This window comes from Dactylosporangium sp. CA-052675 (assembly GCF_050947935.1).
Lineage (GTDB): Bacteria > Actinomycetota > Actinomycetes > Mycobacteriales > Micromonosporaceae > Dactylosporangium.
The window spans coordinates 2,136,771-2,149,817 of sequence record NZ_CP192010.1 but is presented as its reverse complement, the minus strand read 5'-3'; the positions used below and the strand labels follow the sequence as shown (position 1 = coordinate 2,149,817).

10 protein-coding genes are annotated in these 13,047 nt (G+C 74.0%); 6 read left to right on the top strand and 4 right to left on the bottom strand.

Going from position 1 to position 13,047, the window contains the following annotated elements; translation table 11 throughout:
- The first annotated feature begins 374 nt into the window (after positions 1-374).
- From ACQP1P_RS09675 to ACQP1P_RS09650, 6 genes are all read left to right on the top strand, one after another.
- Positions 375-1,655, top strand: a complete 1,281-nt coding sequence (locus ACQP1P_RS09675) for a fibronectin type III domain-containing protein (RefSeq protein ID WP_433085132.1) — start codon at positions 375-377, stop codon at positions 1,653-1,655.
- A gap of 94 nt (positions 1,656-1,749) precedes the next feature.
- Positions 1,750-4,329: a fibronectin type III domain-containing protein gene (locus ACQP1P_RS09670; RefSeq protein ID WP_433085130.1), complete on the top strand. Its 2,580-nt coding sequence runs from the start codon at positions 1,750-1,752 to the stop codon at positions 4,327-4,329.
- 78 nt (positions 4,330-4,407) lie between these two features.
- On the top strand, positions 4,408-5,334 hold the full coding sequence (locus ACQP1P_RS09665) for an AAA family ATPase (RefSeq protein ID WP_433089945.1): 927 nt from the start codon (positions 4,408-4,410) through the stop codon (positions 5,332-5,334).
- Between the two features lie 4 nt (positions 5,335-5,338).
- Positions 5,339-6,448 carry a DUF58 domain-containing protein gene (locus ACQP1P_RS09660; protein ID WP_433085128.1) on the top strand — a complete coding sequence of 370 codons (1,110 nt, stop codon included), beginning with the start codon at positions 5,339-5,341 and terminating at the stop codon, positions 6,446-6,448.
- Entirely contained in the window at positions 6,445-8,685 is a 2,241-nt protein-coding gene (locus ACQP1P_RS09655; protein ID WP_433085126.1) for a DUF3488 and transglutaminase-like domain-containing protein, read from the top strand. Before ACQP1P_RS09660 ends, ACQP1P_RS09655 begins: the two co-directional genes overlap by 4 nt.
- A 288-nt stretch (positions 8,686-8,973) precedes the next feature.
- Positions 8,974-9,858, top strand: a complete 885-nt coding sequence (locus ACQP1P_RS09650) for a DUF72 domain-containing protein (RefSeq protein ID WP_433085124.1) — start codon at positions 8,974-8,976, stop codon at positions 9,856-9,858.
- 257 nt (positions 9,859-10,115) lie between these two features.
- On the opposite strand, the gene ACQP1P_RS09645 is transcribed toward ACQP1P_RS09650, so the two are convergent.
- The 4 genes from ACQP1P_RS09645 to ACQP1P_RS09630 form a co-directional block, all read right to left on the bottom strand.
- Positions 10,116-10,493 (bottom strand): hypothetical protein, encoded by a 378-nt coding sequence (locus ACQP1P_RS09645; protein ID WP_433085122.1) that lies wholly within the window; start codon positions 10,491-10,493, stop codon positions 10,116-10,118.
- 111 nt (positions 10,494-10,604) lie between these two features.
- Positions 10,605-10,955 carry a peptidyl-tRNA hydrolase Pth2 gene (gene pth2 / locus ACQP1P_RS09640; protein ID WP_433085120.1) on the bottom strand — a complete coding sequence of 117 codons (351 nt, stop codon included), beginning with the start codon at positions 10,953-10,955 and terminating at the stop codon, positions 10,605-10,607.
- Between the two features lie 386 nt (positions 10,956-11,341).
- On the bottom strand, positions 11,342-12,151 hold the full coding sequence (locus tag ACQP1P_RS09635; RefSeq protein WP_433085118.1) for a metal-dependent hydrolase: 810 nt from the start codon (positions 12,149-12,151) through the stop codon (positions 11,342-11,344).
- Between the two features lie 43 nt (positions 12,152-12,194).
- Positions 12,195-12,848 (bottom strand): SDR family NAD(P)-dependent oxidoreductase, encoded by a 654-nt coding sequence (locus ACQP1P_RS09630; protein WP_433085116.1) that lies wholly within the window; start codon positions 12,846-12,848, stop codon positions 12,195-12,197.
- Between the last annotated feature and the right edge of the window lie 199 nt (positions 12,849-13,047).

Genomic DNA, 13,047 nt, shown 5'->3' with positions numbered 1-13,047 from the left:
CGGGGCGGCCCGGCGCCGGATCGGCACGATGCGCGAACCGAACCGGGGCCTCGCACAACGGCCAGGGTCACGGACGGACCGACCGGACTGCGGGCCACCACCCCCCAGGACCGGCCGCCACACCGAACAGACCGATCGGACTGCGGGCCGCCACCCCGCAGGACCGGCCGCCGCGCCGAACAGACCGATCGGGCTCCGGGCCACCACCCCGCAGGACCGGCCGCCACACCGAACAGACCGGTCACGACCCCCGCGGAACGGGCGGCCGTGCCGGGACGGACAGGGGCCGCGGCGATGACACCGTTCGGCGGCGATCGCGTTCGTCGGGTGACTCCGGGTGGCGTGGCACCCGGACGACAGGGCAGAGTATCGGCGTGTCCTCGTCCGCCCAATTGGCCAACGCCCTGCAAGGCGCCCGAGCAATCGCCTCGCACGGGGACAAACGGGGCGCGCTCGCGCTGCTGGACCAGGCGCTCGACGCCGCGACCACGGCGCTCGGCGGCGACGATCCGGACGTGCTCGCCGCCACGGCCCAGCTCGCGCGGTACCAGGTCGAGGTCGGCGAGCTCGGCGACGCGCGGCGGGCGCTCGAGGAGGGACTGGCGGCCGGGTACCACCGGCTCGGCGACGGCCACGCGGTCATGCTCGCGCTCGCGTTCGAGCTGGCCCGCGTCGCCGACGAGCTCGGCAACGTGTTCGAGGCGAAACGGCGCTACGGCCAGGTCGCCCGGCTCGGCCCCCAGGCGCTCGGCGACGGGCACCCCAGCGTGCGGGCGGCGCGGCAGTACCTCGGCCTGCCCGATCCGGAGGGCACGGTCCACGTGCCGCCCCCGCCGGTCACGTTCGACCCGATCACGCCCCCGCCCGCCACGTTCGACCCCGTCACGCCCCCGCCCGCGACGTTCGACCCGATCACGCCCCGGCCCCGGCCACCGGCGGACGACCGGCCGATCTTCCGGCCCGAGCCGCGTGAGGACGCCTTCGACGAGCCGGACGAATACCCGGACGAAGACCCCGGCGAATACCCGGACGAAGACCCCGGCGAGGACCCCGACGAGGACGACTACCGACCGGCGCCCTGGCAGCAGACCGCGCCGGGCGTGCTGCAGCGCACCGAGTACCGGCCCGCGCCCGGGTACCGGCCGATGCCCGAGCCGCGGTGGGAGAAGCCACCGGGGCCCGTCCGGCCGGAGCCGCCCCGGCAGCGACGCTCGCCGATGGTCGCGATCGTCGTCATCGCCGTGATCGCGGTGCTCGGGGGCGCCGCCGCGGCCGCCGTGGCCTTCCTCAGCGCCGGAGGCAAGGACCCCGGGCCGGCCCCGACCGTCGCCGCCCCGCAACCGGGCGGGCCGGCCTCGGACGAGCCCTCCGCCGCCGCGATCGGCAGCGGCCGCGCCCCGCGCGAGCTGCACCTGCGCGACGACCGGACGAGCGTGACGCTGACCTGGCAGGACCCGACCAAGGGCACCGTGCCGTTCATCGTGGCGGGCGGCACCGAGGGCGCCATGCGCGAGCTGCAGGGGCTGCCGGCGGGCACCACGAAGTACACGATCAACGGCCTGAACCCGAAGCTCGAGTACTGCTTCACCGTGGCCGCCGTCTATGGCACCCAGGACGTCCAGCTGTCGGACCTGGCGTGCACCAAGCGCAAATAGTGCAACAACCACGCTCCGTGAGCGGGTACCCGCCACCCATCGACGGGAATATGATGGGCGCCGGTTTCGGGGAGGGGGCCGGGATGGTGAGGCAATGCGTCTGAACCTGGGCTCGGGGCGCAGCGGTGCGCTGATCACGGGCGGCACGATCGCCGCCCTGGTCGCGGTGCTGGGCCTCACGCTGTGGGGCACGGGCTCGGCGAACCACGCCGTCGCCAGCTTCGACGTCAGCGCCTGGCTGTGGAGCGCGGACAAGGGCGAGATCGCCCGCGTGAACGGCGTCACCGGCAAGGTCGACACCCGCACCAAGATCAGCGACGCGCAGGGACACTCGATGGAGGTCACCCAGAGTGACCGCTTCGTGATCCTGCGGGATTTCAATACGGGCAAGATCAGCGTGCTCGACCTCTCCAGCCTGACCCTCGGGGCGAGCACCCAGTCGACGCCGGGCATCGGGGTGACGGTCGCGGTGCACGACGACACCGCCTTCATCATCGACACGGTGCAGGGCCAGGTCCGCCAGCTCGACCCGATGACGCTGCTGCCCGTCGGCGAGACGCTGAGCTTCCCGCCGGGCATCTCCGGCGGGCTGTTCGACGACAAGGGCCGGCTGTGGCTGCTGGTGCCCTCCGAGGGCACGGTCGTCGCGATCGACGCGGCCAGGAGCCGGCCCGCCTCCCCCGGTGGCGGCCAGGGCGGCGGGTTCGCCGGCGACCCGGTGAAGGTCAAGACGGTCGGGGTGGCCGAGCCCAACCACGACATGGCGCTGTCCATCCTGGACACCGGCGTGGCCGTGCTGGACAAGACCGCCACGACGCTGACCACCCTGCGCGGCGACACGGTGAAGAAGGTCCCGCTGCGGCTCGGCGGCGAGGGCGGGGTGGCGGAGCGGACGGTCGGCGGCGACGTGCCGGTCACGGTGGTCGACGGCAGCCACGTGTACGTCGTGCACGACGACAGGATCAGTGACTTCGCGGTGCCGGGCGACAGCCCCCGGCTCAAGCCGTGCGTGGCCTGGTCGGGCCGGTTCTACTGCGCCGACGACGCGACCGGGACCGTCTACGTGCTCGACGCGCAGGGCAAGGCGCTGGACCCGATCCGCATCCAGGCCGGCGGCAAGGCGCTGGAGCTGGAGGTCCGCGAGGACCGCCTGTTCATCAACGCGCCCGGCGGCTCGACCGCGCGGGTCGTGGACGGCAAGAACCACGTGACCACGGTCGACAAGTACGCCAACGACGTGCTCGGGGGCGAGGCGCCGCCCGCGCCGCCGCCCCCGCCGCAGACCAAGCCGCCCGTCGGGCCGCCCGGCGCGCCGGCCCGGGTCAACGCCGTCGCGGGCAACGCGACCGCGCGGGTGACCTGGTCGGCGGCCCCGCCCAACGGCGCCGCGGTGACGAAGTACGTGGTCGAGGGCGACGGGCAGCCGCCGCACGAGGTCGGGGCGAGCCAGCGGGCGCTGGACGTCACGGGGCTGACGAACGGCCAGACGTACAAGTTCACGGTCTATGCGGTCAACCCCAAGGGCAACGGGCCCAAGAAGGCCGCGAACCCGGTGGTGCCGACCCGCGACGTCCCCGACCCGCCGGCGAGCGTGGCCGCGACGGCCAACCCGGACGGGACGGTCGCCGTGACGTGGCCGGCCGCGAACGGGCAGGGGCACAAGATCGCGAAGTACGTCATCACGACCGTCGGCACCGGCGAGTCCAAGACGTTCGAGTCGGCGCAGCCGCAGTTCTCGGTGCCGGCCGGGGAGCTGGCGTACGGCACCCAGGTCGCCTTCAAGGTGGCCTCGATCAACGACATCGGGGCGAGCTCCGGGCAGTCGCCGCTGAGCCCGTCGGTCGTGCCGTTCAACAAGCCGGGCGCGCCGGCCGGGCTGACCGTGAAGGCCTCGACGACCAAGCGCGGCACGGTGGTCGCCACGTGGAAGGCGCCGGCCGACAACGGGTCGACCATCACGGGGTACGAGGCCACCGTCAACGGCACGAAGTCGGCCATCGACACCGCGCTGACCCACGAGTTCAGCGGGTTCAAGGACGCCGAGGCGGTCACGATCCAGCTGCGGGCCGTGAACAAGGCCGGGGTGGGAGCCGTCGCCACCGGCTCGGGGAGCACGCTCGCCCAGCCGAAGATGACCGTGAACGACGGCGCGGACACCGCGGCGCTCAACTCGATCACCGTGCACTTCACCGCGACCGACGGCGGCTCGCCCGCCACCTGCGTGCTCGCCGTCGCCGGGGCCGGCAGCACGTCGGGCAACTGCTCGGGCTCGCTCACCCAGGGCGGGCTGTGGCCCAACACGGCGTACACGTACACCGTCACGATCACCAACAGCGCCGGGATGACCGCCAGCGGCACCGGGTCGATCAGCACGCCGGTCTACAAGGGCACCGTCGTGTGCAACGACCCGAGCTACTGCGGGAGGACCGCGAGCGGCGGCGGCATCTGGGTCTACAAGACGCCGTCGCAGTCCGGCTCCGGCATCGGCGACACCTTCAACGGCGAGAGCTGGGTCGCGATCTGCCAGACCAACACCAGCGTGAGCATCAACGCCGAGCCGTACGGCGGCAAGAAGAGCACGCAGTGGATCAAGATCCAGTTCCAGGGCGAGAACTACATCCCCTACGCCTGGTTGAATCTGCCCAGCGGCACGGGGCCGCTCAAGCAATGCTGATGGAGCACCGTGATCTCGGCTGAGCAGTCAACGCCCCAGGGTCCACCGAGCAGCGAGGAGGTCGGCGCCGCGGCCGAGCTGGTGGGCCGCCTCGCGCGCAACATCGAGTCGATCGTGCTCGGCAAGCCGCAGGTCGTGCGGCTGACGGTGACCGCGCTGCTGGCGGAGGGGCACGTCCTGCTCGAGGACGTGCCCGGCGTCGGCAAGACCACCCTCGCGCGGGCGATCGCCGCCAGCGTGCAGGGCCAGTGGCGGCGCATCCAGTTCACGCCCGACCTGCTGCCCTCCGACGTCACCGGCGTGACGATCTTCAACCAGGCGACCCGCGGCTTCGAGTTCCACCCCGGGCCGGTCTTCGCGAACATCGTCATCGCCGACGAGATCAACCGTGCCTCGCCGAAGACGCAGTCGGCGCTGCTGGAGGTGATGGAGGAGCGGTACGTCACCGTCGACGGCGTCCGCCACGGCGTGCCCCGCCCGTTCCTCGTCGTCGCCACGCAGAACCCGATCGAGATGGACGGCACCTACCGGCTGCCGGAGGCGCAGCTGGACCGGTTCCTCATGAAGCTCTCCGTCGGCTACCCGGCCGAGGCCGTCGAGATCGAGGTGCTGCGCGGCTCCGTGAGCCGCTCCCCCGAGGCCCTCGACCCGGTCACCGACACCCCGGCCGTCGCCCAGCTCGTGCGGCTGGCCCGGCGGGCGCACATCGCCGACCCGCTGCTCGCCTACGCGGTGAAGCTCGGCAACGCGACCCGCGCCCACCCGCAGATCCGCATCGGGGTGAGCCCGCGCGGCATCATCGCGCTGACCCGGGCCGCGAGCGCGTACGCGCTGACGGACGGCCGCGGCTACGTCGTGCCGGAGGACCTCAAGGCGCTCGCCGAGCCGGTGTTCGCGCACCGGCTGGTGCTCTCCCCCGACGCCCAGGTGCGCGGCGTGTCGCCGGCCGACGTGGTGCGCCAGGTGCTCGAGGCGGTGCCCGTGCCCTCTCCCGTCGCGGCCTGAGCCGGTGCGCCTCACCGCCCGCGGGGCCGGGCTGTGCGCGGCGGCCGTGGTCCTGCTCGCCGTCGGGCTCGCCTTCGGGTACCGCCACCTCGTCGTCCTCGGCACCGCGTGCGTCGCGTCGCTGCTGTTCGCGGCCGGCTACGTGTGGTGGCGCCCGCGGCTGACCGTCGCGCGCGGCGTGGAGCCGGACCGGGTGATGCGCGGCGAGTCGAGCACGGTGACGCTGACGGTCGGCAACGCCAGCCGCCTGCGGGGCGCCACGCTGGTCGCGCACGACCGCTGCGGGGCGGCGTCGGTGCCGGTACCGCTGCTGCGCCTGAAGGCCGGCGGCGAGACGACCGCGCAGTATCCCGTGCCCACCGACCGCCGCGGCGTGGTCGCCATCGGCCCGTTGCGCGTGGTGCGCCGCGACCCCCTCGGGCTGATGGCGCTGGCGCGCGGGTACGGGGGGACGGCGCAGGTGTGGGTGTACCCGCGCGTGCACCGCCTGACCGCGGTGCCGACGGGCATCACGCGCTCCCTCGACGGGCGCGACGACCGGGTGCCGCACGGCACGATCACGTTCGACACGCTGCGGGAGTACGTCGTCGGCGACGAGCTGCGGCGGGTGCACTGGCGGACCTCGGCCAGGGTCGGCGAGCTGATGGTGCGCGAGCAGCTGGACACGTCGCTGCCCCGGCTGGCGGTACTGCTGGATGACCGCCGCCGCTCGTACCCGGATCCCGAGCGGTTCGAGGCCGCCTGCGAGGCCGCGGCCTCCCTGGTCATGGCCGCCTTCCGCGACGAGCTCCCGATCGCCCTGCGGCTGCTGTCGGGCCGGGCCGCCGCCGGTCCCTCGGCGCGCGACTTCCTCGACGTGCTGGCCGAGGCGGACTTTGCGGAGATGTCCGGGAAGTCCATCGAGGAGCTGCGCACCCAGCGCGTCGGCGACACGCTCGTCTACCTCACCGGCGACCCCGACCTGACCCAGGTCAGCACCCTGCGCACCGCCTACCCGACGCTCGTGGCCGGCGTCTTCGGCGACGCCCGCCCGGCCCTGGAGCGGATCGTCGTGCTGGCCGTGCGCGACGGCGAGGAGTTCGCCGCGGCCTGGGACGGGGTGCAGCGCTGGTGAGACGCGTCGTCGTGCCGCTGGCGCTGCTGGGCATGCTCGTGCTGAGCGGCCTCGCGCTGGCCCCGATCTACAACGGCACCCTGCTGCCGCTGCTCACCACGATCGCCGCGGCCGCCTCGGTGCTCATCAGCGTCGCGGTGCGCCGGCTGCCCGCCTACACGGCCGCGCCCGCCTCGGTGCTCGGCCTGGCCGTGATGGTGGTCGTGACCGTGCGCGTCTCCGCCCGGGCCGGGCAGATCCCGGGCGCCGTGCCGGACGTCGCCCGCGAGGCCCTGCGCAACAGCATCCCGCGCCTGCTCACCGCGCTCATCCCGATCGAGCCGCAGCCGGACACCGTGCTGCTGCCGGTGATCGCGACCTGGCTCGCGGGGCTCGCGGCGGCCGAGGCCGGCGTGCGGTACCGCCGCGTCCTGCTCTCCTACAGCGCGCCCACCGCGCTGTTCGGGGCCGCGCTCTACCTCGTCGGCCCGGACACGACAGCGGCCCGCGCGACGACGTGGATCCCGATGGCGTACGCGGCCCTGGCGATCCTCGGGCTCATCGCCAGCGCACGGCCGGACCTGGGCGGCGACACGCTCACCGGGGCCCAGCGCCGGACGCTCGGCCTGCGGGTGGGCGCGGGCGCGGCGGCCGGGCTCGCCGTCATCGTGCTGCTGTCGCAGCTGCTCGGCCCGGCCGTCGCCCAGCAGGGCAACGACACCCCGGTCGACCCGCGCCACTACGTCACCCCGCCGCAGCTCGACGCGCTCGACGAGAACCCGCTCGTGCGCCTGTCGGGCTGGAACCTCAACAAGGACCAGCACCTCTTCGACGCCGTCGTCACGCCCGGGCCGGGCGCCGAGCGGGAGCCCGTCATCCGCCTCGCGGTGCTCAACGACTACGACGGCATCACCTGGCGGATCGGCTCCGTCTACCGCAACGCCGGCCGCGTCCTGGGCCGCTCGGACGGCGAGGGCCCCGAGGTCACGCAGACGATCACCATCGACGAGCTCGACGGCCGGCTCCTGCCCGGGATCGCCAGCCCCGAGCGGGTCGAGGGCGTCCGCGTGGCCTACGACGCCGAGACCGGCACCGTCGCGCTCGCCGACAGCCTGCGCAAGGGGCTGACGTACACGGTCACCTCCCGCCAGAAGCCGCGCCCCGACGACCAGGCGCTCCTCGTCGCCGAGGTCCCGGCGCCGGAGGAGGCGGCCCGGTTCCTGGCGCTGCCGGGCCGGGTGCCCGACTCGATCGCGCAGCTCGGAAGCCACCTCGGCGAGGGCGTCTCCAACCCGTACCAGCGCGCCTTCGCCATCCAGCAGTGGCTGGAGGAGCACTACAAGCTCGTCTCGGACGCGCCGAGCGGGCACGCGTACCCCAACGTCGAGCACTTCCTCTTCGGCAACAAGCAGCTCGGCGGGCAGAAGGGCACCTCGGAGCAGTTCACCGCCGCGTTCGCGGTGCTCGCGCGGCTGGCCGGGCTGCCGACGCGGGTGGCCGTGGGCTTCCAGACGCACCAGGGCCGCCACGACATCCGCGGGGCGGACGCGATCGCCTGGCCCGAGGTCGAGTTCAAGGGCTTCGGCTGGGTGGCGTTCGACCCGCTGCCGAAGTCCGACACGGTGCAGCGGCCGGTGGAGGACGACTTCAAGCCCAAGGCGCCCCCGTCGCAGCCGCCGCCCCCGCCCGTCCCGCCGCCGTCGGCCGACGGCAGCGCCCGGTCGTCGGCCTCCGCGCACGCCTCCGCCGCCCCCGTCGCCGCGGCCGGGGACCACACGACGCTGCTCGCGGTGTCGGCCGCCGGGGCCGCGCTGGTCCTCGTCATCGCCTATCTGGCAGCGGTACCGGTTGTGCTGGCCCGCCGCCGCCGGCGCCGCCTCACCGAGGGGCCGCCCGCGGTGCGCATCGACGCCGCCTGGCACGAGGTGCTCATCGGCCTGCGCCAGGCGGGACGACCGGCGCCGGCGCACCTGACCGCGGGCGAGATCGCCCGGTACGCCGCCGGCGCCGCCGAGCCCCGCGCCCACGCCCCGGGCCGCGCGCTGCGCCCCGCCGTGCCGCCCGTGGACGAGCTGGCGACGCTGGTCAACGCCGTGGCGTTCGCGACGCCCGCGGCCGGCCCGGGCGAGCCCCAGGCCGCCCGGGCCACGGCCCAGGCGACGGCGTACGTCGACGACCTCCGCGCACGCCGCCCCTGGTGGCGGCGCCTGCTGTGGACCTTCGACCCGCGCCCGCTGCGCTGGTACCGGCGCCGCTGACCCCGCCCCTCGACCTGCCGCTCCCGTGCGGACCTCCGATCCGCGCCCGCCGCCGCCGACCACGCCCTCGACTTGCGGTTCCCGCGCGGACCCTCCGATCCGCGCCCGCCGCCGCCGACCCCGGCCCTCGACTTGCGGTTCCCGCGCGGACCCTCCGATCCGCGCCCGCCGCCGCCGACCCCGGCCCTCGACTTGCGGTTCCCGCGCGGACCCTCCGATCCGCGCCCGCCGCCGCTGACCCCGGCCCTCGACTTGCCGCCGGACCCGTCCGGGGTTCCCATGAATGACATGGGTGTAATTCGGCTCGGCACAGCGTCCTGGGCGGACCGGCAGCTGCTCGCGTCCGGCTGGTACCCCCGCGCGGCGCGCACCCCCGCGCAGCGCCTCGCCCACTACGCGACCCAGTTCGACATCGTCGAGGCCGACACGAGCTACTACGCCATCCCGGCCCCGGAGGTCACCGCCGCCTGGACGGCCGCGACCCCGCCGGGCTTCACCTTCGACGTGAAGGCGTTCTCCCTGCTGACCGGCCACCCGACCCAGGTGCGCGCGCTGCCGGCGGACCTGCGGCCCGAGGGCGCCACCGGCTCGATCCGCCGCTCCGGCCTGCCTGCCGGCACGCTCGACGCCCTGTGGCGCCGGTTCCACGAGGCCCTCGAGCCGCTGCGCCCACGCCTGGGCTCGGTGCTCCTGCAATTCCCGCCGTGGCTCGCGCACGGCGAGGCCGCGATTCGCCGCATCGAGGACACGATCGCGCGCTGCCGCCCGTTCCACCCCGCCGTCGAGCTGCGGCACGGCTCGTGGTTCGCCGACGCCCGCCGTTGCCTGGACACCCTGCAGCGGCTCCAGCACGCGGGCGCGTCGTTCGTGGCGGTGGACATGCCGCAGGGGTTTGCGTCATCGGTACCTCCCGTGCTGGCCGTCACCGCCTCCCCCGCGGTCGTGCGCTTCCACGGGCACAGCCCGGCCTGGGAGCGCGGCTCGAAGGAGGACAAGTTCCGCTACGCCTACTCGGAGCGCGAGCTGGCCGACTGGGCGGAGCGCCTGCGCCTGCTGAGCACCGACGCGGACGAGGTGCACGTGCTGATGAACACGTGCTGCGCGGGCCAGGCCCAGCGCGACGGCGCCCGGCTGGCCGAGCTCCTGGGCGTCAACCTGACCACAGCGAGCTGACCCTCGCTTTGCCCTCCCCTTCGCGCTCCACCCACTGCTCTAACCGCCCCACTCGCTGCTCCGACCACCGCTCCACCCGCTCCACCCGCTCCACCCGCTCCACCCGCTCCACCCGCTGCTCCAACCGCTCCACCCGCTGCTCCACCCGCTCCACTCGCTCCTCCGGCCACCGCTCCACCCACTCCACCCGCTGCTCTGACCGCCCGCCGTTCGGACCCGCCGATCGCACATCCGCGCGTCGCTCGTTGACTGCGCGTTCACGCACAACCGTGCAACGACCAGCCCGACCACACACGCACACACCAGCCGGACGACCGCAGACTCACACACGGTCGCTCAACGGCCGATTGCTGAATGCCGAATGCGCGTTCGCTCATCGGATCGCGCGCTGACCACCGGTGCGCCTCTGGACTCCGCCGATTGCGCGTTCGCGCGGCGCCGGCTAGCGCGTTCGCGCATGCACACACGAAAGCCACCCCGGTAACGGGCACGGTGATGGGCACGGTCACGGTGATGGGCACGGGCACGGTCACGGTGATGGGCACGGGCACGGGCACGGTGATGGGCACGGGCACGGGCACGGTGATGGGCACGGGCACGGGCACGGTCACGGTGATGGGCACGGTGATGGGCACGGGCACGGTGATGGAAGCCGCTGCCGGCGTGCCGACGCCGCGTGCGCATTCGAACTCGGCCGTTGCGCGTTCGCACAGGACTCTGTCGGTTGCGCAGTTGTGCACGATCGTTCAGAGCAGCGAGAGCGAGCCCGTCACCGGCCTCAGGGCGTCGTGCGTCGCGGGGCCGATCGCGCAGCACGTCGCCGTGCCGGCCGCGACCTGCGTGCGCCCCGCGTCGTGCACGACCTCGACCGGCAGCCCCGCCTCTTCGGCCGCCGCGACCACGAGCTCCAGCGTGTCCTCGTCCGCGACCTTCAGCACGACCTTCGGCTGCCCCGCCCGCCACCAGTCCGCGAAGGCCGGCGTGGACTGGTTGCGCAGCGCGGCGATGACGGCGGCGTGCGCGGCCTGGGCGGCCATCTTGCCCTTGCCCATGCCGAGATCGGTGCGCATGACGATGACGAGCCGGGTTTCGCTCATCGCACAAGGCTATGCGCAAACCGCCGCATGAGGATGGGCGCCACGAGCACCGCACCCGCGAACACGCCGACGCGGCGAACACGTGCGCAGAACAGGCACCCGCACCCGCGAACGGTCGACCGCGGCGAACACGTGCGCAGAGCGAGCACCCGCACTCGCGGAGACGGAGACAGAGACAGAGACGGGGACGGGCGACCGCGGCCGACACGCGCACAGAGCGAGCACGCGCAACCACGCAGACCTAGACGGAGACGGAGACGGGCGAACCGCGGCCGACACGCGCACAGAGCGAGCGGACGCACCCGCACCTGCGAAGACGCGATCCCCGGGGGGCCGCGGGGATCAGGCGACCGCGGCGAACACAAGCGCGCAGGAAAACGGCCTCGTCACAAGGCTATGTGCAGCCGCTGCATGAGGATCGGCGCCACGAGCACCGCGCCCGCGAAGATGGCGACCGTCGCGAACACGGTGCGCAGGAAGACGGTCTCCGTCTTGTCGCCGGCGGTCAGCGCGAGCCGGTGCGGCAGCCCGAAGCAGCGCCACATGCGCCGCCCGGTCGGGATCGGCCACAGGATCGGCGAGCCGTGCCGCGTGACCATGTCGCCGAGCAGATGGACCAGCCCGCCCACGCCGACGGCCACGCCGAGCAGCGGATAGCCCCGGTCCCCGGGCAGCCGCTCGTAGACGATGAAGGCCGCGCCCGCGGCCGCGAGCGTCACGATGACCCAGCCTGCGCGCTCGGCCCACTTCTCGAACAGCCCGCGCAGGGCGAGCGCGAACGCGACGAACAGGACGCCCATGACGGCCCACTTGCCGTAGGCCTGGCAGAGGGCGAGCGTGCCGTAGCCGACGCCGACGTTGAACACGATCGTGTGCGTGAGCGTGCGGTGGCCGTTGCGCCGCGGCGGGTCGTGCTTCATGCGCGTGATCTTGTAGACCCCGAGCGAGAACTTCTCGATGCACTCGGCGAGGAACAGCGAGAACACGCCGAACGTGTGCGCGACCGTCGCCCCGCCCTGGCGCGTGGTGACGCGGCCGGAGAGGTCCAGGTCCGGCACCAGGGCGCCGCCGGCGCAGATCGCGGTGCCGACGGCGAGCTGCAGCGGCGTCTGGTGGAAGTGCGCGAGCTGCTCCAGCGCCAGCGAACCCGTCAACCAGACGGCCGCCCCGGACAACGCATGCGAGGAGCCCATCATGCGCAATGACTATCCCAGGTGGACGGTCATTCGTACATAGGATCTACAGCCGCATCAATGTGCCCGCAACGTCGAGTGTCGTTGCCGTCATGCGCGCGGCGGCGTCCGAGGCCAGGTAGAGGGCCGCGTAGGCGGCGTCGACGACGGTGGACTCGCGCGGTGTCCAAGACACGACATTCGCGCGTACGCCGGACAGCGCGAACAGCCGCGCGTAGTGCTGGGTGAGGGCGGTCACACCGCCGCCGACCGCGTTCGTGGCCGGGTCGGTGCCGACGGGCGCGAGCGTGACGACGGCCCCGGTGCCGGACTCGGCCATCGCGGGCACGAACGCCTGCAGCGCCAGGAAGGTGGCAGTCAGTCCACTGTCGACGGTGCGCTGCCAGCCGCCGGTGCCTTGGGGGCACGGCAGCACGAAGAGCAGCTCGGGGGCGCCGAGCTCGCCCATGACCGAGAGCCGTACCGCGTCCATGGCCGCGGCATCGGCGTGCTCCAGGCCGGTGGTGACGATGCCCACCGCCTCGGCGCCGTTCCAGCGCAGCTCGTCGACCAGGTCGGCCAGCGACGACTCGTCGGCGCCGACGACGGCGACGCGCGCGCCGCGCTCGGCCAGCAGCCGGCTGACGGCCGCGGCGACGCCGTCGGGGCCGCCCAGCACGACCGCGATGCGGCCCTTGAGCTCGAAGGATGATCCGAACACGACGCCCTCCCCGGGGTCGGGGGGCCGCCGCGTAGCGACAGCGGCCCCCGATGGTGTCAGCGGCGGCCCGGCCGGGCGACGCGGGCCCCCACGGCGCGCGCCCCGGCCGGACCACCGGTACGGTCAGCGGCTCCAGCCCGGGCCCCCACGGTCCGCGCCCCGGCCGGACCACCAATACGGTCAGCGGCTCCAGCCCTGC

Coding starts and splice junctions, on each gene's coding strand:
- ACQP1P_RS09670 (WP_433085130.1), top strand. CDS start 1,750: ATGCGTCTGAACCTGGGCTCGGGGCGCAGCGGTGCGCTGATCACGGGC.
- ACQP1P_RS09650 (WP_433085124.1), top strand. CDS start 8,974: ATGGGTGTAATTCGGCTCGGCACAGCGTCCTGGGCGGACCGGCAGCTG.
- pth2 (WP_433085120.1), bottom strand. CDS start 10,955: ATGAGCGAAACCCGGCTCGTCATCGTCATGCGCACCGATCTCGGCATG.
- ACQP1P_RS09635 (WP_433085118.1), bottom strand. CDS start 12,151: ATGATGGGCTCCTCGCATGCGTTGTCCGGGGCGGCCGTCTGGTTGACG.